We start from the raw sequence: 21,245 nt of genomic DNA, 5'->3' as shown, positions 1-21,245 counted from the left end.
CGGTCAAGGTAACCGACACCATGACCATAGAACGCTATTCGCATGTCATGCACCTGGTGTCCAATGTCTGCGGCGAACTGCATGACAACATGAGCAATATGGACGTGCTGCGCGCAGCCTTCCCTGCCGGTACCCTGACCGGCGCTCCCAAGGTGCGCGCCATGGAAATCATTGACGAACTCGAACCTGTGCGCCGCGGCATTTACGGCGGCGCAGCCGGCTACCTGAGCTACGGTGGCGAAATGGACGTCGCCATTGCAATACGCACCGGCATTGTCAAGGACGGCATGCTATATGTGCAGGCTGCAGCCGGCATAGTGGCCGACTCGGATCCTGAAAAAGAATGGCAGGAAACCGAAGCCAAAGCGCGCGCTGTTTTGCGGGCTGCCGAGCAGGTCCAGTTCGGCCTGGACGAACCCATCTAATGCGAAAAGCATCATCCCAAGGAGAAACATATGCTATTGATGCTTGATAACTACGACTCGTTTACCTATAACCTCGTTCAATATTTTGGCGAGCTTGGGGAAAACGTTGAGGTCCGCCGCAATGACCAGGTCAGCGTAGCCGATATCGTTGCCATGAAACCCGAACGCATTTGCGTATCGCCCGGCCCATGCTCGCCCGCCGAGGCCGGCATATCCATAGAATTGATCCAGCACTTTGCCGGAAAACTACCCATTCTGGGCGTATGCCTTGGCCACCAGGCGATCGGGGCAGCCTATGGCGGCAATATTATCCGCGCCCAGCAAATCATGCACGGCAAGGTGTCAGACATTACCCACACAGGCACCGACGTATTCAGCGGACTGCCATCGCCATTTGTCGTAACCCGCTACCACTCCCTTGCTGTCGAGCGCAAAACCCTTCCTGAATGCCTGGAAATCACCGCCGAGACCGCCGATGGGGAAATCATGGGCTTGCGCCATAAGACCTTGCCGGTTTACGGTGTGCAATTCCATCCGGAGTCTGTTCTTAGCGAGCACGGCCACGCCTTGCTGAAGAACTTCCTGAATGTATAAATAACAATACGAGCCGATCATGACTATCACACCGACCGAAGCGCTTTCACGCTGCATCGAGCACCGCGAAATTTTCCACGACGAAATGCTGCACCTGATGCGCATGCTGATGCGAGGCGAAGTTTCGCCGCAAATCGCCAGCGCGCTGATCATGGGCTTGCGGGTAAAAAAGGAAACCGTGGGTGAAATTGCCGCGGCGGCCCAGGTGATGCGCGAATTCGCATTACCGGTCCACACTTCGAACCCTGACGATTTGCTGGATATGTGCGGCACCGGCGGCGATGGGTCCAACACTTTCAATATCTCGACCGCCGCCATGTTCGTCGCCGCCTCGGCAGGGGTGAAAATAGCCAAGCACGGTGGCCGCAGCGCCTCGTCGTCATCTGGCAGCGCCGATGTACTCGAAGCCTTGGGCGCCCAAGTCATGCTCAACCCCGAACAAGTTGCCGAAAGCATAGACCGCATCGGGATAGGCTTCATGTTTGCACCTGCCCATCACGGCGCCATGAAGAACGTCGCGGCAGTTCGCAAAGAACTGGCTGTACGCACCATTTTCAACATTCTTGGGCCGCTGACCAATCCGGCCAATGCCGCTAATCAGTTGATGGGCGTCTTTCACGGGGACCTCGTCGGTATTCAAGTGCGCGTGCTGCAACGCCTGGGATCCAAGCATGTTTTGATCGTGCACGGCAAAGACGGCATGGATGAAGCCTCGTTGGGTGCGACCACACTGGTGGGCGAACTGAAAGACGGCCAAGTGCGCGAATATGAAATTCACCCTGAAGACTTTGGGATGGCAATGGTGTCTAATCGCTCCATTAAGGTCAACAATCGCGAAGAGTCGGCCAAGATGGTGCTTCAAGCGCTGGACAATGTCGACGGCCCTGCTCGTGATATCGTTGGATTTAACGCAGGCTTGGCCATCTATACAGGCAATAAGGCCGACTCTATCGAAGAGGGGCTGAAAATGGCCTTTGAGTCCTTAGCCAACGGGGCAGCCCGGGCTAAGCTTGATGAATTCTGCTCTTATACCAGGACGCTTTCCGCATGAACGACATCCTGTCACAAATACTCGACACCAAGAAAATCGAAATCGCCACTGCACGACAAATGCGCAGCGAAGCCGATATGTTGCGTGAAGCAAAAAGCCGCAAGGATGTGCGCGGTTTTGCTCGCGCCATAGAAAAGAAAATTGCGCTAGGCCAGCCTGGAGTCATCGCAGAAATCAAGAAGGCATCGCCCTCCAAGGGTGTCATCCGCGAAAATTTCAATCCGGTCGAAATTGCCAGTTCGTATGCCGCTCATGGCGCTGCCTGCCTGTCCGTACTGACTGACGTGCAGTATTTCCAGGGGTCTTACGATTACTTGCGACAGGCGCGCGCGGCCTGCACCTTGCCGGTATTACGCAAAGACTTCATGATCGATCCCTACCAGATCGTTCACTCGCGGGCGATTGGCGCCGATTGCATTTTATTGATCGTAGCGGCGCTATCCCCCCAGCAGTTGCGGGAATTCGAGACTATTGCCACCGAACTGGGCATGGACGTACTGGTCGAGGTTCATGATCGCGCCGAGCTGGACATTGCACTTGAACTCAACACCTCGCTCGTCGGCATCAACAACCGCAACCTGCGCAGCTTTGAAACGTCTCTGCAGACAACGCTGGACTTGTTGTCTGCCGTTCCCGAAGGCAAGCGGGTCGTTACAGAGAGCGGCATTCTTTCTTCCGACGACGTCAAACTGATGCGCGATAACGATGTGCACGCGTTTCTGGTGGGCGAAGCCTTCATGCGCGCACCAGAACCCGGCGTTGCTCTCCAGGATCTCTTTTTCAAAACCTGATGCGCCGCGTTGCCTTAAGAGCCTGGCGTCAATAAAAACTTGCGATAAGGCCTATGTTTGACATTGCTGAATCCGATCCCGGGCTCTCGAAGGAACAGGCCAAGCCCGTAACGGCGCGGCTGCGCACGGCTCTGCTTAAAGCGCAATACGCAAGGCTTGAAAAAGCCGAGCGTTCATTGCTGATCGTCATCTCGGGCATCGATGGCGCTGGCAAAGGCGCATCGGTCAGCCTGCTGAACGAATGGATGGACGCGCGCCACATCCGCACCATGGCTTTTGGCGCGCCCACGAGGGAAGAGAAAGGCCACCCTTTCTTTTGGCGCTACTGGCGGCAACTCCCCGCTCAAGGCAGGATCGGTATCGTTTTTGGTTCTTGGTACCAACCCTTGTTCCATGAGGCTGCCAAAAAAAAGCCCAACACCGACGCAATTCAGGCACACGCCCATGCCATACGCGAATTCGAAACCCTGCTTGCCCAGGATGGCGTTCAAATCATCAAGTTGTGGTATCACCTATCGCGCGATGCGCAAAAGGAACGCGTTGATACCCTGCTAGCCAATCCCGAAACCGCATGGAGGGTCGGCCCCGCAGACTTCAAGGTCAGGAAAAAATTCGCACGCCTGCGAACAGGTGCCGGGCTGGGAATTTCGCTGACCCATGGCGACTATGCGCCATGGCTTGTCATCCCCAGCGCCGACGACGAAATGCGCGCTATCGCCACCGGGCAGGCCGTATTGTCCGCCTTGCGCGAAAGCAAACGTAAACAAATGGCGAACATCCCGGTTATTGACGCCATGCCGGTAAGCGATGCAAGCAGCGATCCTGGCCGCAAAACCGCCGTCACCAAGACGACCCCGCAGTTGGATAACCTAGACTACAGCGCGGCGCTAAACGACAAAGAATATGAAACCGGTCTTGCGTTATGGCAAAGCCGGCTGGCCGAACTATCGCGGGACAAAGCGTTTTCCAAGCTACCACTGGTCCTTGTCTTCGAGGGCAACGACGCCGCTGGCAAAGGCGGCGCGATAAGGCGCGTGACCCACGCCCTGGACCCCAGGCAATTCCATGCCATTCCTATTTCCGCGCCCAGCCCGGAAGAACTTATGCACCCCTATCTGTGGCGTTTCTGGCGTGATCTGCCGCAGCCCGGAAAAGTCACCATCTTCGACCGGTCATGGTATGGCCGCGTATTGGTGGAACGCGTGGAAAAATACGCCAAGCCCGCTGAATGGGAACGCGCTTACTCTGAAATCAATGAGTTTGAAGCTCAACTGCGCGACAGCGGTGCGTTGGTCTTGAAGTTCTGGCTGGCCATCACAAAAAAAGAACAGCTGATACGCTTCCACGAGCGTGAAGCATCGCCATTCAAATCATTCAAAATCACACCCGATGACTGGCGCAATCGCAAGAAATGGGATGCCTACCAGCAGGCAGCCAACGAAATGTTTGTTCGTACCGACACCCCCGGCTGCCCCTGGCACGTGCTCTCTGCCAACAACAAACAACATGCCCGCGTTGCCGTACTTGAATGCATCGTGAAGGCGCTGGAAAAAGCACTATGACCTCGACATCACCCACCTGCCCCTTGTGCATCAATCCTGGCGGCGATGTGCTTTGGCGCAACAACAAGTTGCGCGTCATTACCATCAACGATGCCTCTCACCCCGGCTTCACCCGTGTTATCTGGCAAGAACATGTCCGCGAAATGACCGACCTGTCAGTCAGCGAGCGTAACGAATTCATGGCTGTCGTATGGCTGGTGGAACAGGTGCAACGCCAAGTGCTGCAGCCCGACAAAATCAACCTGGCGCAATTCGGCAATATGGTGCCGCATTTGCATTGGCACGTCATCCCGCGCTGGGCCGACGACAGCCATTTCCCGGAAGCCATCTGGGCCAGCGCGCCAGCGCGCGCACCCGAAATCGAACTGGCCTGGCAAACCCACAAGACACAATTACATGCCTTGCTGCCGCGCTATTACAAGGAACTCGAAGCGGCTTTGCTGCAGCGCTGATCAACGATAAAGGATCTCCATGCCAAGCAAACCGCCCATCCAGAACACGTTATTGCCGGCCGCCGACAACACCTTGCTGGAGCCGCCCCAAGCCCAACTAGACCACTTATCGCCAGCATGGCGCCAGACGCTGGAAACGGACGGCGCCTGGGAAGCCTTGAATGGCCTGTCCGCATTTCTTGCGCAAAGACTGGCCGCGGGTGCCGAAATTTATCCTCGTTCTGTCTTCCGCGCACTGGAATATGTGCAGCCAGAATCCGTACGCGTAGTCATCCTGGGACAGGATCCCTACCACGGCCCCAATCAGGCTCAAGGCCTGGCGTTCTCGGTACCGGACACCTGCCCTTGCCCGCCCAGCCTGCGGAATATGTTCAAGGAAATCGCCATGGAGTATCCGGGCACGCCAGTGCGCAAGCACCATTATCTGGGCGACTGGGCGCAACAAGGGGTGCTATTGCTGAATACAGCGCTGACGGTTGAGTCGGGGCAGCCTGCATCGCATGCCAAGAGGGGCTGGGAAGAAGTCACTGATGCGCTGATCCGCCGGGTGGCGGAGGCGCCGCAGCCCAAGGTGTTCATGCTGTGGGGGGCCCATGCTCAAAGCAAGCAGGCTTTATTGGCTGATTGCCGGGGTGGTCCAGTGAAGGTATTGACGGCCAATCATCCGTCCCCTTTGTCCGCACAGCGTCCGCCCAAGCCTTTTATAGGATGCGGGCATTTTGCGTCGGCTAATGCCTGGCTGGAGGAGCATGGGGAGGCTGGGATTGATTGGGTGGGTGCGCGGTAGGCGGCGCTATCCCATCACTTTGGTTTTGCCCCGATCGTGCCTGTTTTCCTCTGGAGGCTCTTCGTTCTTGTGACGGCGCAGCGCGTGGGGGATGCGCCTCACAATAGATGATTGGACGACCATCCTTATGAACCGGCGGCTGCCGCTGTAAGGTCGCTGACGTAAGGCTTCTGGCCGAAGGCGTCTAGGTCAGCCTTTCATGCGACGTCGGCTGCCACAGGGGTTGGGACAGGCGAAGTCAGCGTGCGCCGGGCCAAGTCCATTTTCCGTGGAGGCAAGCCCGCGCTGTTCGAGCAGCAAGCTTGCATACAGTCCAGTGGACTGTATGCGCTGCGAGTTCGCGGGCGCCACGGAAAATGGACTTGGCCCGGGAAGCCCTGGCGTCAGCACAGGGCCGCTAAGCGCTGAGCCAGTCCCAACCCCTGTGGCAGCCGACGCTCAAGAAAGCGATAAACTCGACAGCACGACAAGCAAGGAAGTAAAAACAATAGCCCACTGCAAGACAAGCAAACCGACAAGAAAAACCACGAAAAACAAAAAACCAGCCATCAAATCGAAATCACACTTAGCCCTATAAAAAATGCAATAAAACGCCCTTTCCCCTATAAGAAACTACAAAAAAACCATCATAAAAAACCCATCCCCGCCTTAAAAAACATCAAATAACCACCCATCTGTAGCAACATAACAACGCTAGGGGTTTCCCCTGATATAAAAATAAGGTTATACTCTTGGCACTGCATTAATCAATGCGTCGACATTTTCATACAGCACACGCTGTGTCATAGCAGTTGACTGATATCTCAGCACCCATGTCGAACGCCATCGCTCCCTGACCCCCGAGCCTTTTCGCTGCGTCTTTCAAGACACTACGCTGCACTTTAGGTTGATTCGGTCGGCACGATGCTCCAATCAACCAGCGCCACGGGCTCACTTAATTTGCCCGCGCTAGTGTATGCCGTTCGCACGGCAAAGGATCACGCATGTCTTTTGATACTTTAGGTCTCAACCCCTCCCTGTTGTCTGCCGTTCTGAAAGCCGGCTTCGCCGAGCCTACGCCCGTGCAAGCAGCCGCCATTCCCAAGGCGCTGGCAGGTAGCGACCTGATGGTTTCCGCACAAACCGGCAGCGGTAAAACCGCCGCCTTTATGCTCCCCGCCCTGAACCGCATTTCGAATATGCCTGCCAACAAAGGCACCGGTGTACAAGTGCTGGTACTGACCCCCACTCGCGAACTCGCAATGCAAGTTGCCGACGCCACCAAGCTGTACGGCGCGCACCTTAAAGACTTGCGTATCGCTGTTGTGGTTGGCGGCATGCCTTACGGCGCCCAACTCAAAGCCTTGTCGCGTCGCGTCGACGTATTGGTAGCCACACCCGGCCGCCTGATCGACCACCTGCAAGCCAAACGCGTCAACCTGTCGACCGTGCACACGCTAGTCCTGGACGAAGCTGATCGCATGCTGGACATGGGTTTCATCGAAGATATCGAAACCATTGTTGGCAGCACACCCAAAGACCGCCAGACACTGCTGTTCTCGGCAACCCTGGATGGCACGATCGCCCGCCTGGCCGCCAAGATGATGAACCAGCCGGAACAAATCCAGCTGTCGAGCCAGAAAGAAAAGCACTCGAACATTACGCAAAGCTTGTTGTACGCAGATGACAACGGCCACAAAATGCGCTTGCTTGACCACCTGTTGCGCGATGCCAATCTGGATCAGGCTATTGTGTTTACGTCGACCAAGCGTGGCGCCGACGATTTGGCCGAGCGCCTGGCTGATCAAGGATTTGCCGCCGCTGCCCTGCATGGCGACATGAATCAGCGCCAACGTACCCGCACACTTAGCCTGTTGCAAAAAGGCCAACTGCGTATCCTGGTGGCAACCGATGTAGCCGCTCGCGGTATCGACGTGCAAGGCATCAGCCACGCCGTCAACTACGACTTGCCTATGCAAGCTGAAGATTACGTTCACCGTATCGGCCGTACTGGCCGCGCCGGTCGCAGTGGCTTGGCATTCACATTGGCAACTCACTCTGAACGCCACAAAATACGCCGCATCGAACACTTCATCGGTCAGCCTATCCCATCGCAAGAAATCGAAGGCCTGGAGCCCAAGAAGACAGCACGTCCTACCTATACAGATCGTAAAGGTAGCGGCAAGAGCTTTGCTCCACGTACCGGTTTCGGCGGCAAGCCAAGCTATGCCCGTAAGCCAGGCGCTGACCGCGGTGGTTTCGGCGACAAGCCTGCCTACGAAGGCAAGCCACGCTTTGGTGACAAGCCTGCTTTTGAAGGCAAGCCCCGTTTTGGCGACAAACCTGCTTACGAAGGTCGTCCTGCCCGCAGCAACGATCGTCCAGCCTACGAAGGCCGCCCGTCCTATGATCGTTCGGCTGACAGCCGCAAGAGCTTTGGCGGTGAAGAACGCAGCGGCGGCTACAAAGGCCGCAGCGAATCCGCCAACGGCGATGCACGCCCAGCACGCAGCGAGCGTCCTGCATTCGGTGACCGTCCAGCACGCACCGAACGCCCAGCATTCAGCAGCGACCGTCCGGCTTTCGGCGACCGCCCTGCACGCTCGGCACGCCCTGACTTTGCTCATAAGGCACCAGGCGGCGCCAAGCCAACCGCGCGTCCTACGACCCGTCCAGGCTTTGCCGGCAAGCCCACGTCGACCCGCGGCAAAAGCGCGGCACGTCGCGAATTTGCTTCGTAAGTCAGCAATGCAACATCAGGTCATGCCAGCATTGCCCGGCTGACCCAAAAACCCCGCGAAAGCGGGGTTTTTTATTCCTTCGGAGCGGACTGAATTGCGTACCATGCGCACCTCCGCCCGATGCGGTTTTCATGAGTCTGCTATAAGAAGGGGTTATAGCAATTCTGTAGGCGTCGTAAAAATGTCCATTAAAATGTTGAGTCGATTCGGCTTATCGCTTTTTCTTGTTGTGATTGTTTCTGGTTGCTCGTCGGTCGGCTCAGAGCGCAGCATCAAGTGCAAGTGGGTTCCTAGCAGCTGCATACACGAAGGATCGTATGAGCCAGGAGAAAAAGAATATGCTGAAGATGAAGCGAAAGACCTGAATCGAGACGCATCAAGAAAGTTGCGCCGCAGCGCTCACTAATGCCACAGCAAGCGCCCACAGATTATGAAACAGCTTCTGCGCAAGCCTTTGTTCCTGGCCTTCCTTCTATCCTTGCCGCTCTGGATAGTCTTCAACAACTATATTGTCGCCATCATGGTCGCGCTGCTGGTCGCATTTCTGCTTTCTATGTCCTATAGCCTCTTCTTGCTCAGCAAAGGCAAGCCCGGCGACCAGGCCAACACAGAACAACCCGAGCCCGAAAAGCCTGAGCCCCCTTTGAAAAAGCGCTCTTGATCACAACTCGACACCAGCCTCCGACTATTTCCATGACCATGCACCCATCATCCGCTATCCCTTCCGGCCTGCCTGCCCTTGATGCCGAGTCCGCACATCACGCCCTTGCGACAGCAAACTACCTGGCGCAACAAATTCAGGTCGCTTGCTCTGGCTTCATGCCCTTCGAGCAATGGATGAATCTGGCGCTGTACGCACCTGGCCTGGGGTATTACGCAGCCGGCAATACCAAATTTGGCGCCGAGCTGCCCACTGGTGACTTCACTACCGCACCCGAAATGAGTCCGCTGTTCGGCCAAACCATAGCCCGGCAGGCGGCCCAGGTGCTCAAAGCAAGCCAATCCGTGACCGTGCTGGAGTTTGGCGCAGGTTCAGGCGCCCTGGCGGCTGCCGTTATCCCTGCCTTGCGGCAGTTAGGAATCGAGCCCCAGTATCAGATACTTGAAGTATCGGCCGATTTACAGCAACGCCAGCAACAACGGCTAGCCGAGTTCGGCGACAGCGTGACGTGGCTCAGCGCCTTGCCCGTGGCATTTTCGGGTTGCGTATTGGCCAATGAAGTCCTGGATGCCATGCCCGCGACCCTGTTCAGCTGGAATGACGATGGCGCAGTCATGGAGATCGGCGTCAAGCTTGCCCAGAACACAAGCATCAACCACCAGGCGGACCCTGCCACTGCCCTTGCCACCGATGTGAGCATCGAACTGTTGCCTACTTTCGAGTTCGCACAACGCCCTGCCAACGCCGCTCTGCAGCAGGCCGTCGCCGCGCGCATGCCTCCTCTGCCTGGCTATCAGTCCGAAATCAATCTGCAGGCCGAAGCGTGGGTAAGGCAAATGGGCACTTGGTTGAAACAGGGCGCCGCATTGTTGATCGACTATGGCTTTCCACAGCGCGAGTATTATCATCCGCAGCGCAACGAGGGGACGTTAATGTGCCATTTTCGCCATCACGCTCACAGCCAGCCCCTAATCTATGCCGGACTGCAGGACATCACCGCGCATGTCGACTTCACCGCCATGGCGGACGCCGCCCTCGAAGGCGGCCTGGATGTGCTGGGATACACCTCGCAAGCGCGTTTTCTTATGAACGCCGGCATGCCGGAACTGCTGGCGCAGGCTAATGCCACCGCGCAGCCACAGACCTTGTCTGCCGTGCAGAAATTGATTTCCGAAGCTGAAATGGGCGAATTGTTCAAGGTGCTGGCCATTGGCCGCAACGTTGGCCCCCTTATGGGCTTCCAGCGCGGCGATCGGCGCGACCGCCTGTAGCCTTTTACCCTGAACAAGATTACGCGAGCGATTCCAGCGCCTGTAAACGTGCCTCTCGCAGCGCCTGCTTGATGCGCTGCGGCTGGCCTTGCATAAGCTTGGCGATAGCACCGGCATCTACCGATCGAATTGCGCTTACCCGTACTCGCCATACATCCTGGTCAACGTCGCACACACAAGCCGCTGCCGCGATCAAGTCCAGAAAGCGTTCGGGTTTGCGCAGTGCATCACAGCGCTCCATCAGATCCAGACTATTTTCAGTGCCGGCTGGCGCCTGGATGCCTTCCAGCACCACTGGCAACAGCCTGGCAAAGTCTTGGCAATCAGATGGCGCCCGCACGTGCTGTGCGACGCTTAAGGGCGTATCGGATAATCGGCACAATAATGCAAAACGCGCCGGCAGCCCCAACCCGGCCTGATTGGCCCGTATCAATTCATCGGCAATCGGCGGCTCGAACCGGAGCCCAGGTAATACGCGGGGCAGCGCCCCCGTGGCCGCCAGTACGTCGAACATGCGGCCAGGCTGATCCGTCATCAATCCCTTTACCATCTCGCGCCAAACCCGTTCGGGAACCAAAGCGTCAACCTCGCCGTCGTCCACCAATCGGCGCGCCAGCGCCAAGGTTTCCGGTGCAATGGAAAAGTCATGGAAGCGTGCCGCGAAACGCGCCAGCCTCAGTAGGCGCACGGGGTCTTCCACAAAGGCCTGCCCCACATGCCTGAGCACTTTGCGCTGGATGTCCTCCTGGCCGTGCAGGGGATCAACCAATTGGCCATCGGGCCCCTGCGCGATCGCATTCACGGTCAAGTCTCGGCGCTGCAAGTCATCTTCCAGGGTGACGTCGACGCCGGTATAAAACGTAAAGCCCTTGTAGCCTCGCCCGGACTTGCGCTCGGTGCGGGCCAGCGCATATTCCTCTTTGGTTTTCGGGTGCAGAAAGACCGGAAAATCGCCCCCTACCGGGATAAACCCGCGCCTGGACATCTGTTCCGGCGTGGCGCCCACCACCACCCAGTCACGGTCTCCCGCAGGCAGGCCCAGCAAGTCGTCGCGCACCGCACCTCCTACGACATAGACATCCAGGCCCTGAACCGCAGGATCGATCATGGCAAATCGACGCGCTTCTGTGGCGTGGGCGACACCGTCCCTAAACGTTCCTTAAGGGAATGCGGCTTGCCCGTGAACATCATGGCGTAATACGTAGCATTGGACATCACATTCTTCACATACAACCGCGTTTCCGTAAACGGGATGGTTTCAGCAAAGATTGCACCCTCCACAGGCGCGCTCAATTTCGAGCGCCACTGAACCGGACGGCCCGGGCCGGCGTTATAGCCTGCCGTGGCAAGCACCTGTGACCCATTCAGGTTGCTCAACACCATGCTGAGGTAATTCGTGCCCAGCACCGTATTGGTGTCGAAATCGTTCACCGACGATGGCGTGAAGTCTTTCATGCCTATTTTCTTGGCAACCCATCGCGCAGTAGCCGGCATCAGTTGCATCAATCCCGATGCGCCAACATGAGAACGGGCATCAGTAATAAAACGCGACTCTTGACGGATCAACCCATATACCCAGGCTGGATCCAGATTGATCAGGCGCGCCTTTTCAGTGACACGGCCTTCAAACGGCGCAATGAAACGCTGCGTAAAATCGACTTCCTTTTCGGTGCGCAATGACGTATTCACCACGCGATCGTAAATGTGTTCCTGTCGCGCCAACTCGGCAGCCGCCAATAACTGGCGGTCGCTCATGCCACGCAGGGCGAAATTCCATTCGGGCACGGCTTCGGGGCGCCAACCCAGGCGAAACAGGTCGATGGCACGCTGCAAGCCAATGTTGGACGCGGCAGCCTGCAACTCGGCAACGGTTACCGCTGATGGTGCTGGGGGCAACACAGGTGTTTTACCCAGCTCTTCGCCCGCCAGCTGACCATAGAAACTAAGCTCGTTGGCAATGGACTCGTAATGCTGAGTCGCAGCCTGCTTATTGCCTTGCGCTTCAAGGGAGCGGGCATACCAATACACCCAAACCGATTCTGCCGCCTGCTTGGCCGACATCCTGCGTATCGACTTTGCTACCCAGTCCCAATCGATGCGCGGCTGGCGCAGTTCGGCGCGAACCTGCCACGCATGGTTGTAATCAGTTAAGCGCGCATTGCCGGAGCGCCGATACCAGCCCGCGGCATCTTGTTCAACATTCAGTGCCGCGACCAGACCAAATTGGCTCCATACCCATTCGATATTCGATTTGGGAATGGCTTTAGACCAAACGTTGTCAACATAGACCGCATTGTTGGCACGCTCCTTGCCATAAGCCAGACGCGACAAAGCGATAGTGACCAGCTCGATTTCGTTGCGCGACGTGGGTGGCTTACGTCCAGCCAACCATTTCTTGGGATCTTTCATTAGCGCGGCATAGCTGACCATATCGAGCGTATCGAACATGACAGCAGCTAGGCGCTGAGCATTGCCGGTTTTATTGGTTTCCAGCGTTCCCCGCAACAACGGCTCAAGGTGTTTCCAACCAACTACCTTGCTGTTTTCCAATTCATCCAGCGTGCTCCAGCAGGAACGGTTAGGCTGAAAAACATCGAGGAATTCGGCGGCCTTCACGCGCTCGCCCGTCATATGCTTAGCAAGCAAGCGGGCACAGTCGACGTGGGCATTGCTGCTGACAACAGGGCCCAACTTGTTGACCAGCGCATAGTTACCGGCACGCGCTGCAGCCACGATCCAGTCTGCCTTGACCTTGTCGGCCAGGTACGCATCTTGATTGACCTGCATGAACTGGTGCAACTGCGCATCAGGCACCGGCTGTGTGCTGTCTTGAAGCTGTTGGCGCAAGAGCCAGTAATGGGCGTAGGAGCCCAGCACCGGGTCAGCCTGGGCTAGCGGCGCCAGCTCCTGCAGCTTTGACCATTGCTTTTTCCGCATAGCCTCGCGCGCATCGACGACGGCCTGACGGGCCAGCGGAGGAACCACCAGGGCAACGGTACTGGCGGCTGGTGCATTAGCCGACTGTGTGGGCGCGACCAGCGACTGACGCAGGTCGACAGCCCCCGCCACCGGCGTGGCAGTACCCGTTTCTTTCGTGGTCTCGGCCGCGGTAGCGGATTGGACCGGCCCCTCGGCACCCGCACAGCCAAAAAGACCAATGGAAAGTGCCAGCCAAAGGCCGACCCTTGAATAGCGAACAGGGGCCATGGCAGAAAAGTTCCGGGTTTTCTGATACCGTTGTCTATTGGATACCATCTTGTCTTGATCCCACTTAAAAAGCGCCATGAATAACAGCACAGAGAATAACGCAGTCCCGCTACGCGTGCGACTAAAACAGCTGCGAGCAGCACAAAGCCCGGTCGACCGCAATCGCGGGGCACTGCTAATACGGGGCCGGTTATTTACATGGCTGGCCACTAACCGCAGCAAATTAAAGGAAGCCGGCAAACCCGTACCGGTGAATATCGCCGCCTTCTGGTCCATGCAGGACGAACCCCAATTGCAACCGCTATTACGACAATGGGTGGAAGAAGAAGGATACCGCGTATCGCTACCGGTAGTGGTAACTCCGAATGCCCCACTGGAATTCAGGCTTTGGGATCCCGACGCCGACATGCAGGAAGGCGCCTACGGCATCTATGAACCAATCGGCGAGCCTGCCCCGCCGCCCGACATCATTCTGGTGCCTACGCTGGGCTACACCCGCCAGGGAGACCGTGTAGGCTACGGAAAAGGGTACTACGACCGCACGCTGGCGGCTTTTAAAGAACAAGGCCACCCCTATACCAGCATCGGCATAGCGTGGGCCACAGGAGACTTGTCGAGCCACCCCCACACACCGGCATCGCACGATGTGAAGCTAGACAGCATTCTTACGGACAAAGGGTGGGCGGTCCCTGCGCCAGTGCTGGCCTAGCCACTGGCGCAGCGCGCTGGCTTAATCCAGGCGCAATTGCTGCCAAATCGCCATCGTGACTTCGGCGTTATTCAGCGTGTAAAAATGCAGGCCTGGCGCGCCATTGTCGAGCAGTTCTTGCGACAGCTTGGCAATGACGTCCACGCCAAATGCCTTTATCGACGCCTTGTCATCGCCGAAGTCTGCCAAACGTAGGCGTATCCAGCGGGGAATTTCCGCCCCGCACATATTTGAAAAACGCGACAGTTGCGAATAGTTAGTGATAGGCATGATGCCCGGCACGATAGGAATATCGATGCCTTTGGCGCGCACCCGATTTACAAAATCGAAATATGCATCCCCATTGAAAAAATACTGGGTAATCGCGCCATTGGCCCCCGCCTCGACCTTCCTGGCAAAATGATCGAGGTCTGCATCGGCGCTGCTGGCCTGTGGATGCATTTCCGGATAGCCGGCCACTTCGATATGAAACCAGTCGCCGCTATGTTCGCGAATAAACGCCACCAGGTCGCTTGCATAATGCAACTCGCCTTGGTCACCGCCCATACCCGACGGCATGTCGCCCCGCAAAGCAACAATGCGCTTGATGCCCTGCTCTCGATAGGCGTCCAGGATGTCGGCCAGCACTGCACGCGTGGCGCCTATGCAGGACAAATGGGGCGCGGCGTCGCACCCCAGATTTTGCATCAAGCGTACGGTGTCGGCGGTGCCACTGCGGGTTGAGCCGCCGGCGCCGAACGTGACGCTGACGTAGGCCGGATGCAATGCCAGCAGCTGCTTGGCAGACCGCACCAGCTTTTCCTGTGCGGCGATATCACGGGGTGGGAAAAACTCTAGGCTTATTGCCTTCTTAAGACTCATGAAACCAACAACCTCGACAAAAGCCCAGATACCAGGCTATATACAAACGCGCCTAATAAAGCCCACCAGAACCCGCTGACCTGAAAGCCCTTGAGCACCGAACCGGCAAACCAGAACACCAATGCATTGAGCACCAGCAAAAACAAACCCAGTGTGACAATGGTAATAGGCAGCGTCAACAGAATAAGCAGCGGCTTGACCAGCGTGTTGAGCAGGCCCAGCACCAGCGCGGCGATAAGCGCAGACCCGAACGATGCTACGGTAATGCCGGGCAATATATAAGCCACGACCAGCAAGGCGACGGCATTCAAAATCCAGACAAGTATCAGTTCCATGGCGTAACGCTCCTTTGATAAGCCCTGCTTGCCTGCCGGAGCAAATGCCTCGGCAGAGCCCGAATATACCGGATTAGTAACGGTAATGTTCAGGCTTGTAAGGCCCGCTTACCGGCACATTGATGTAGTCGGCCTGATCCTGGCGCAGCTGCGTCAAGTTCACACCCAGCTTTTTAAGATGCAAACGCGCAACCTTTTCGTCAAGATGCTTGGGCAGCACATAGACCTGGCCTATTTCGTAGGCTTCGCCGCGAGTGAAGAGTTCAATCTGGGCAATGGTCTGGTTAGTGAACGAGGCCGACATCACGAACGACGGATGGCCTGTTGCGCATCCCAGATTCACCAGGCGTCCCTTGGCCAGCAAGATGATGCGCTTGCCATCGGGGAAAATGACGTGATCGACCTGAGGCTTGACCTCTTCCCATTCCAGGCCTTCGATCGAAGCCACATCGATTTCGTTGTCGAAGTGACCGATATTGCAAACAATAGCCTGGTCTTTCATCTTGTCCATGTGTTCGCGGGTAATCACATGGTAGTTACCGGTGGCCGTTACAAAAATATCGGCCTTATCAGCGGCTTCCTCGATGGTGACGACGCGGTAGCCTTCCATGGAAGCCTGCAACGCACAAATAGGATCGACTTCGGTCACCCAGACTTGAGCGCGCAACGCGGACAATGCCTGCGCGCAACCTTTACCTACATCGCCAAAGCCGCACACTACCGCGATCTTGCCCGCAACCATGACGTCGGTGGCACGCTTGATGCCGTCGACCAGTGACTCGCGGCAACCATACAAATTGTCGAATTTGGACTTGGTTACCGAGTCGTTGACATTGATCGCAGGAAAAGCGAGCTCGCCCTTCTTGGACATTTGATACAAGCGGTGCACGCCTGTGGTGGTTTCTTCGGTAACGCCCTTGATCTGGGCGAGCCGTGTGGAATACCAAACCGGGTCACTCTGCAGTTGCGCCTTGATGGACGCAAACAGCACGCGTTCTTCTTCACTGGTTGGTTTATCCAGCACGGAAATATTTTTTTCAGCCTTCGCGCCCAGATGCAGCAACACGGTGGCATCGCCGCCATCGTCAAGAATCATATTGGCGTGCTCGCCATTGGGCCACTGGAAAATTTGATGCGTGTATTGCCAGTAGTCTTCCAGGCTTTCACCCTTGATGGCGAAAACAGGCGTTCCCGTATTGGCAATAGCCGCAGCAGCGTGATCCTGGGTGGAGAAAATATTGCATGAAGCCCAGCGCACTTCCGCACCCAAAGCCTGCAGGGTTTCGATCAGTACGGCAGTCTGGATGGTCATGTGCAGGCTGCCCGCGATGCGAGCGCCTTTCAGGGGTTGCGATGCGGCGTACTCTTCGCGAGTAGCCATCAGACCCGGCATTTCGGTTTCAGCAATCGCGATCTCGCGGCGGCCCCAGCCAGCCAAGCCGATATCGGTAATTTTATAATCAGTAAATGCGGCGTCAGCGACAGTGTTCATGGTTTTGTCCCAATAAACCTGTACTGGCCAAAGCATCGCAACGACGGCTCATCTTCGCCTGTACAGGGAATGATGAGCGCCGTTGAAACAAAAGACAGTCCTGAGCCTAGCGGGTGGATCCGACCCCGTTGCAGCGCCCCTCAGGAAGGGTAAATTGTAGCGCAGAATTACTGAAGCGTAACGCCACAGCGCCCGGTTCTAGTTATTGCGGCGCGGATAGCCTTGTTCGGTGATTCGCTGCCAAATCTGCTTTTTTTCGACTTCGTCAAGAAAAACCCAATTGGCAACTTCCATGGCTGTTCTTCCACACCCACGGCAGATGTCGTCGTACAGCGTGGAGCAGACGGCAACACAAGGTGAGTCGGTAACATGCAGCGCACGATTGTCATCGCGTTTGGGGGGATTATTCATAGGGATAAATGGTAGCATTGCTGGCAGCACTAACGGGCCATGCCCCTACCAAAGGCGCTGGCTTTTATAGCGCAAGAAAAATCGTGACGGCCCCGATAAACACAGACTGCCATCAACATGAACGATAAGCCTACCTGCATCGCCATCGCTGCCGTGCTTCATGACAACGACAACCAAACCGACGAAACAATATGGCGCTTCGTAAAGCAGCTGCAACAACAAGGCCAGCGAGTGCATGGTGTTGTCCAAGCACCACAGACATACACCCACACTGGGGCCCGCCAAATGACTATTATCGACGTGACTGACGATAGGCGACTGATTATTTCCCAAGACCGCGGCGGCGGTGCGCGCGGCTGCTGTGTTGACCCCGGTGCGCTGGCCGAGGCCAGTGCGATCTTGCGCCGCGCCGGAGATGACATTGCGGACTTGGCGGTCATCAACCGCTTTGGCAAGCTCGAAGCCGAAGGTGAAGGCTTTGCCGCCGATATGCTGGCCCTGATGAGCACCGGCATACCCGTCCTGACGGCAGTAAAGCGAAAACACCTGGACGCATGGCGCGACTTTACCGGCGGCATGGCTGCCGAACTGCAGCCCAATGAAACGGCGTTGCGGGACTGGTATACGAACCTGTCCCGCTGACCCTTCAGGCCCTTAGGCAGCCTTCTTCAGGATTTGCACCTTATCGGTAGCTTCCCAGCTGAATTCCGGTTCGGCACGGCCGAAGTGTCCATACGCCGCCGTTTTGGCATAAATCGGGCGCAACAAGTCCAGCATGTTGATAATGCCCTTGGGACGCAGGTCAAAGTGCTCGCGCACCAAGCGTGCGATTTGATCGTCGGGAATTACGCCCGTACCTTCTGTGTAGACCGTGATATTGATGGGCTCGGCCACACCAATCGCATAGCTGACCTGCACCTGGCACTGACGCGCCAGGCCCGCTGCCACGATATTCTTGGCGACATAGCGTGCTGCATACGCGGCTGAACGATCCACCTTGGAGGGATCTTTCCCCGAAAAAGCGCCGCCGCCATGCGGGCATGCGCCACCATAGGTGTCAACAATAATCTTGCGCCCGGTAAGACCGCAATCGCCTTGTGGACCGCCCACGATAAATACACCCGTGGGGTTGATCATGAATTTGGTGGCGGGCGTGAGCAAACCATCGGGAAAGCTAGGCTTGATGATGCTTTCAATGACAGCTTCCCTGATTTCGCTTTGCGAAATGTCGGGAGAATGCTGCGTGGACAGAACGACCGTATCGACTTCGACGGGCTTGCCATCGACATAGCGGAACGTAACCTGCGACTTGGCATCAGGACGCAACCACGGCAGACGGCCATCTTTGCGCAACTCGCTTTGGCGCTGCATGAGGCGGTGCGCATACCAGATAGGCGCAGGCATGAGGTCGGGAGTTTCATCGCAAGCGTAGCCAAACATCAAACCCTGATCGCCGGCGCCCTGGTTGAGAATTTCTTCTTCGCTGCGGTCTACGCCCTGCGCGATATCGGGGGACTGCTTGTCGTAAGCAACCAGCACCGCGCAACCCTTGTAATCGATACCGTATTCGGTATTATCGTAGCCAATGCGTTTGATCGTATCGCGCGCCACCTGGATATAATCGACATTGGCAGTCGTGGTGATTTCGCCTGCCAGCACGACCAGCCCAGTGTTGCACAGGGTTTCGGCCGCTACGCGAGCGTTCGGGTCTTGGGTAAAAATAGCATCCAGAATGGAATCGGAAATTTGGTCGGCGACCTTATCGGGATGGCCTTCGGATACGGATTCGGATGTGAAAAGGAAGTCGTTATTTGCCACGGCGATACGTCCTGTAGAAATACTGGTTACCCAGCACAGAGGTTGAACGAAACGCGTTGCACCTCGGATGCCTGCATAGCAGTAGTAATCAGGGCGCGACGCTTTAGCGGTTTTTTTTACACCCCCATTCCTGGAAATGGGATGCCCTCGCTCCGCAAGTTGTCGGTTAACTCAGCGATAGATGCCATTTTAAGCGAAAATACGGCAAATTGTTTTTTTCCACTTATTGCACAAGGGTTATTGCCGCTACATGTTCCTGGCTTTATTTCGTTTTCTGGCATGGATACCGCTGCCGATCCTGCATGCCATCGGCAAAATCGCTGGGCGCGTGATCTATGCCTGGCCCGGCAGATACCGCAAGCGCCTCCAGGCCAATGCAAAGCAGGCGGGCTACACCGACCCCGCTTTTCTCCGCGAGGCGGCGGGCCAAGTCGGCGCCATGATCCTGGAAACGCCCAAGATCTGGCTGCAAAACGAGCAATGCCTGCAAAAAGTCCAAAGCGATGACAACGGCGTAGTGCACGAAGCCCTGGCTGAAGGCCGCGGCATTCTTTACCTGACGCCGCATCTGGGCTGCTTTGAAATCACGGCGCGCTATCTGCTTAAGCATGGGCCGATTACGGTGATGTATCGGCCGCCACGCCAGGCTTTCCTGGAGCCCATCATGGAGCAGGCCCGCAATACCTCAGGCCTCAAGGCGGTGCCTGCCAACATGCAAGGCGTGCGTGAATTCGTACGGGCTTTGAAACGCGGTGAAGCCGTTGGCATGTTGCCTGACCAGGTGCCCGGCAGCGGCGACGGCGTTTGGGCGCCGTTTTTCAACAAGCAAGCCTACACCATGACGTTGGCAGGCAAACTGGCCGTGCAAACCGGTGTTGCGGTCATCCTGATGGCGGGAGAGCGCCTGCCGGCAGGGCAAGGCTGGCGCATCCATTATGCCAGGCTGCCCGAGCCGCTCCCCACCGAACCGCAAGCCCTGGCTACCGCGATCAACAGCGCCATGGAAACACTGATCCGGCGTTTTCCGGAGCAGTACCTATGGAGCTACAACCGCTACAAAATTCCTAAAGGAGCACCACCCAAACCCGCGGATATCTCGTCATGAAGTTGCAAAAGCTGCCCTTGCTGCGCGCCTTTTTTTCCTATCTGGGGCGCAGTCCCTTACGCACCCGGCAACGATGGGCGCACGTCCTGGGATGGCTGGGCCGCAAGCTGATGCGCTCACGCGCGCATATCGTACGCACCAACCTGGCGCTGTGCTTTCCAGAGCGCTCGCCCCAAGACCGCGAAATGTGGCTACGCCAACATTTCTATTTGCTGGCGCAATCCGTCGTGGATCGCGGACTGTTCTGGTTTGGCCAACCCTCGACCATCCTGGCGACCATACCGGTTACCGGTCTTGAACATATTGACGAGCTACTTCAAGCCAAGCGCAAGATCATATTGCTGGCGCCGCACTTCATTGGCCTGGATGCCGCAGCGACTCGGCTGACCATGTTCCTGCATGAGTCGGCCACCATGTACACCCGGCAAAGCGATCCTGACGTTGACCAACTGGTACGCGAAGGCCGCGGCCGTTTCAACCAGGTGAATCTGGTCAGCCGCCATGATGGCGTGCGCGGGCTGATTCGCCATCTGCGCAATGGCATACCCGTGTACTACCTGCCCGACATGGATTTCGGCATTGCGGGCGCGGCCTTTGTCCCATTCTTCAACGTGCCGGCGGCGACGCTCTTAACCACGGCCCAGATAGCCAAGACTTGGGATGCCGCGATCATACCTATCACCAGTCGTCTTGATGCTGACACTGGCCGCTATCACGTGGAAATATTCCCGCCTCTCGCCGATTTCCCCGGCGAGCAGACGCCGCAGGAAGCGACGGCGCGTTTGAATGCGTTGATAGAAACGTGGATAAGGTCAGATCCGCCGCAGTATTACTGGGTTCATAGGCGTTTCAAGACGCGACCCGAGGGTGAGAGCAAGTTTTACTGATCGCAGTCTGCTTAATACGCCGCTGATGCGGACCTTGATTGATTATTTCTTACACGGCGTTATTACGGTCTTGCTAGCTATTTCTTACAGGCCGTAGCTGCGGCCT

General features: G+C 56.8%; 21 protein-coding genes and 1 riboswitch. Of the genes, 14 read left to right on the top strand and 7 right to left on the bottom strand.

Annotated elements, in window-relative coordinates:
- The 10 genes from ABWO67_RS11740 to ABWO67_RS11695 form a co-directional block, all read left to right on the top strand.
- Positions 1-425 (top strand): chorismate-binding protein (locus ABWO67_RS11740; RefSeq protein WP_353151897.1); only part of this gene is annotated, 425 nt, incomplete at its 5' end.
- Positions 426-455: 30 nt separating this feature from the next.
- On the top strand, positions 456-1,019 hold the full coding sequence (locus tag ABWO67_RS11735; RefSeq protein ID WP_353151896.1) for an anthranilate synthase component II: 564 nt from the start codon (positions 456-458) through the stop codon (positions 1,017-1,019).
- Between the two features lie 19 nt (positions 1,020-1,038).
- Complete coding sequence (gene trpD, locus ABWO67_RS11730; protein WP_353151895.1) at positions 1,039-2,070, top strand: anthranilate phosphoribosyltransferase; 1,032 nt, start codon at positions 1,039-1,041, stop codon at positions 2,068-2,070.
- Entirely contained in the window at positions 2,067-2,861 is a 795-nt protein-coding gene (gene trpC / locus ABWO67_RS11725) for an indole-3-glycerol phosphate synthase TrpC (protein ID WP_353151894.1), read from the top strand. Before trpD ends, trpC begins: the two co-directional genes overlap by 4 nt.
- Before the next feature lie 53 nt (positions 2,862-2,914).
- Positions 2,915-4,423 carry a polyphosphate:AMP phosphotransferase gene (pap, locus tag ABWO67_RS11720; protein WP_353151893.1) on the top strand — a complete coding sequence of 503 codons (1,509 nt, stop codon included), beginning with the start codon at positions 2,915-2,917 and terminating at the stop codon, positions 4,421-4,423.
- Positions 4,420-4,875: an HIT family protein gene (locus ABWO67_RS11715; protein WP_353151892.1), complete on the top strand. Its 456-nt coding sequence runs from the start codon at positions 4,420-4,422 to the stop codon at positions 4,873-4,875. The genes pap and ABWO67_RS11715 overlap by 4 nt, the downstream gene beginning before the upstream one ends.
- A 19-nt stretch (positions 4,876-4,894) precedes the next feature.
- Entirely contained in the window at positions 4,895-5,662 is a 768-nt protein-coding gene (locus ABWO67_RS11710) for a uracil-DNA glycosylase (RefSeq protein WP_353151891.1), read from the top strand.
- 983 nt (positions 5,663-6,645) lie between these two features.
- The gene (locus ABWO67_RS11705; protein ID WP_353151890.1) at positions 6,646-8,382 is read left to right on the top strand and encodes a DEAD/DEAH box helicase; all 1,737 of its coding nucleotides are present in this window, start codon (positions 6,646-6,648) and stop codon (positions 8,380-8,382) included.
- Between the two features lie 430 nt (positions 8,383-8,812).
- Positions 8,813-9,043 (top strand): hypothetical protein, encoded by a 231-nt coding sequence (locus ABWO67_RS11700; protein WP_353151889.1) that lies wholly within the window; start codon positions 8,813-8,815, stop codon positions 9,041-9,043.
- A gap of 38 nt (positions 9,044-9,081) precedes the next feature.
- Entirely contained in the window at positions 9,082-10,314 is a 1,233-nt protein-coding gene (locus ABWO67_RS11695; RefSeq protein WP_502930007.1) for a class I SAM-dependent methyltransferase, read from the top strand.
- A gap of 19 nt (positions 10,315-10,333) precedes the next feature.
- Here ABWO67_RS11695 and ABWO67_RS11690 read toward each other — a convergent pair whose 3' ends face one another.
- On the bottom strand, positions 10,334-11,422 hold the full coding sequence (locus ABWO67_RS11690; RefSeq protein WP_353151888.1) for a tRNA nucleotidyltransferase/poly(A) polymerase-related protein: 1,089 nt from the start codon (positions 11,420-11,422) through the stop codon (positions 10,334-10,336).
- The gene (locus ABWO67_RS11685; RefSeq protein WP_353151887.1) at positions 11,419-13,521 is read right to left on the bottom strand and encodes a lytic transglycosylase domain-containing protein; all 2,103 of its coding nucleotides are present in this window, start codon (positions 13,519-13,521) and stop codon (positions 11,419-11,421) included. The genes ABWO67_RS11690 and ABWO67_RS11685 overlap by 4 nt, the downstream gene beginning before the upstream one ends.
- Before the next feature lie 76 nt (positions 13,522-13,597).
- Between ABWO67_RS11685 and ABWO67_RS11680 the strand changes: the two genes are divergently transcribed.
- Positions 13,598-14,230: a 5-formyltetrahydrofolate cyclo-ligase gene (locus ABWO67_RS11680; RefSeq protein WP_353151886.1), complete on the top strand. Its 633-nt coding sequence runs from the start codon at positions 13,598-13,600 to the stop codon at positions 14,228-14,230.
- Positions 14,231-14,251: 21 nt separating this feature from the next.
- On the opposite strand, the gene metF is transcribed toward ABWO67_RS11680, so the two are convergent.
- From metF to ABWO67_RS11660, 4 genes are all read right to left on the bottom strand, one after another.
- Positions 14,252-15,091, bottom strand: a complete 840-nt coding sequence (metF, locus tag ABWO67_RS11675) for a methylenetetrahydrofolate reductase [NAD(P)H] (RefSeq protein ID WP_353151885.1) — start codon at positions 15,089-15,091, stop codon at positions 14,252-14,254.
- Complete coding sequence (locus ABWO67_RS11670) at positions 15,088-15,426, bottom strand: phage holin family protein (RefSeq protein WP_353151884.1); 339 nt, start codon at positions 15,424-15,426, stop codon at positions 15,088-15,090. Before ABWO67_RS11670 ends, metF begins: the two co-directional genes overlap by 4 nt.
- Positions 15,427-15,499: 73 nt before the next feature.
- Positions 15,500-16,918, bottom strand: a complete 1,419-nt coding sequence (gene ahcY, locus ABWO67_RS11665) for an adenosylhomocysteinase (RefSeq protein ID WP_353151883.1) — start codon at positions 16,916-16,918, stop codon at positions 15,500-15,502.
- Positions 16,919-16,985: 67 nt separating this feature from the next.
- Positions 16,986-17,066, bottom strand: a riboswitch (S-adenosyl-L-homocysteine riboswitch).
- A gap of 50 nt (positions 17,067-17,116) precedes the next feature.
- Positions 17,117-17,329, bottom strand: a complete 213-nt coding sequence (locus ABWO67_RS11660; RefSeq protein WP_353151882.1) for a DUF1289 domain-containing protein — start codon at positions 17,327-17,329, stop codon at positions 17,117-17,119.
- 117 nt (positions 17,330-17,446) lie between these two features.
- On the opposite strand from ABWO67_RS11660, the gene ABWO67_RS11655 reads away from it, so the two are divergent.
- Entirely contained in the window at positions 17,447-17,971 is a 525-nt protein-coding gene (locus tag ABWO67_RS11655; RefSeq protein ID WP_353151881.1) for a DUF2478 domain-containing protein, read from the top strand.
- A gap of 12 nt (positions 17,972-17,983) precedes the next feature.
- Here ABWO67_RS11655 and metK read toward each other — a convergent pair whose 3' ends face one another.
- On the bottom strand, positions 17,984-19,147 hold the full coding sequence (gene metK, locus ABWO67_RS11650) for a methionine adenosyltransferase (RefSeq protein WP_353151880.1): 1,164 nt from the start codon (positions 19,145-19,147) through the stop codon (positions 17,984-17,986).
- Positions 19,148-19,373: 226 nt separating this feature from the next.
- Between metK and ABWO67_RS11645 the strand changes: the two genes are divergently transcribed.
- Both ABWO67_RS11645 and ABWO67_RS11640 read left to right on the top strand, forming a co-directional pair.
- Entirely contained in the window at positions 19,374-20,252 is an 879-nt protein-coding gene (locus ABWO67_RS11645; RefSeq protein WP_502930006.1) for a lysophospholipid acyltransferase family protein, read from the top strand.
- The gene (locus ABWO67_RS11640) at positions 20,249-21,139 is read left to right on the top strand and encodes a lysophospholipid acyltransferase family protein (RefSeq protein ID WP_353151878.1); all 891 of its coding nucleotides are present in this window, start codon (positions 20,249-20,251) and stop codon (positions 21,137-21,139) included. Before ABWO67_RS11645 ends, ABWO67_RS11640 begins: the two co-directional genes overlap by 4 nt.
- Positions 21,140-21,245 lie beyond the last annotated feature (106 nt).

Source organism: Pollutimonas bauzanensis, assembly GCF_040393045.1.
Taxonomy (GTDB): domain Bacteria; phylum Pseudomonadota; class Gammaproteobacteria; order Burkholderiales; family Burkholderiaceae_B; genus Pollutimonas; species Pollutimonas bauzanensis_A.
The sequence above is the reverse complement of the archived record's forward strand: the minus strand, read 5'-3'. Positions and strand labels throughout refer to the sequence as shown.

Coding starts and splice junctions, on each gene's coding strand:
- ABWO67_RS11700 (WP_353151889.1), top strand. CDS start 8,813: ATGAAACAGCTTCTGCGCAAGCCTTTGTTCCTGGCCTTCCTTCTATCC.
- ABWO67_RS11710 (WP_353151891.1), top strand. CDS start 4,895: ATGCCAAGCAAACCGCCCATCCAGAACACGTTATTGCCGGCCGCCGAC.
- pap (WP_353151893.1), top strand. CDS start 2,915: ATGTTTGACATTGCTGAATCCGATCCCGGGCTCTCGAAGGAACAGGCC.
- ABWO67_RS11695 (WP_502930007.1), top strand. CDS start 9,082: ATGCACCCATCATCCGCTATCCCTTCCGGCCTGCCTGCCCTTGATGCC.
- ABWO67_RS11735 (WP_353151896.1), top strand. CDS start 456: ATGCTATTGATGCTTGATAACTACGACTCGTTTACCTATAACCTCGTT.
- ahcY (WP_353151883.1), bottom strand. CDS start 16,918: ATGAACACTGTCGCTGACGCCGCATTTACTGATTATAAAATTACCGAT.
- ABWO67_RS11655 (WP_353151881.1), top strand. CDS start 17,447: ATGAACGATAAGCCTACCTGCATCGCCATCGCTGCCGTGCTTCATGAC.
- ABWO67_RS11680 (WP_353151886.1), top strand. CDS start 13,598: ATGAATAACAGCACAGAGAATAACGCAGTCCCGCTACGCGTGCGACTA.
- trpD (WP_353151895.1), top strand. CDS start 1,039: ATGACTATCACACCGACCGAAGCGCTTTCACGCTGCATCGAGCACCGC.
- ABWO67_RS11690 (WP_353151888.1), bottom strand. CDS start 11,422: ATGATCGATCCTGCGGTTCAGGGCCTGGATGTCTATGTCGTAGGAGGT.
- ABWO67_RS11705 (WP_353151890.1), top strand. CDS start 6,646: ATGTCTTTTGATACTTTAGGTCTCAACCCCTCCCTGTTGTCTGCCGTT.
- ABWO67_RS11670 (WP_353151884.1), bottom strand. CDS start 15,426: ATGGAACTGATACTTGTCTGGATTTTGAATGCCGTCGCCTTGCTGGTC.
- ABWO67_RS11640 (WP_353151878.1), top strand. CDS start 20,249: ATGAAGTTGCAAAAGCTGCCCTTGCTGCGCGCCTTTTTTTCCTATCTG.
- trpC (WP_353151894.1), top strand. CDS start 2,067: ATGAACGACATCCTGTCACAAATACTCGACACCAAGAAAATCGAAATC.
- metF (WP_353151885.1), bottom strand. CDS start 15,091: ATGAGTCTTAAGAAGGCAATAAGCCTAGAGTTTTTCCCACCCCGTGAT.
- ABWO67_RS11660 (WP_353151882.1), bottom strand. CDS start 17,329: ATGAATAATCCCCCCAAACGCGATGACAATCGTGCGCTGCATGTTACC.
- ABWO67_RS11715 (WP_353151892.1), top strand. CDS start 4,420: ATGACCTCGACATCACCCACCTGCCCCTTGTGCATCAATCCTGGCGGC.
- ABWO67_RS11685 (WP_353151887.1), bottom strand. CDS start 13,521: ATGGCCCCTGTTCGCTATTCAAGGGTCGGCCTTTGGCTGGCACTTTCC.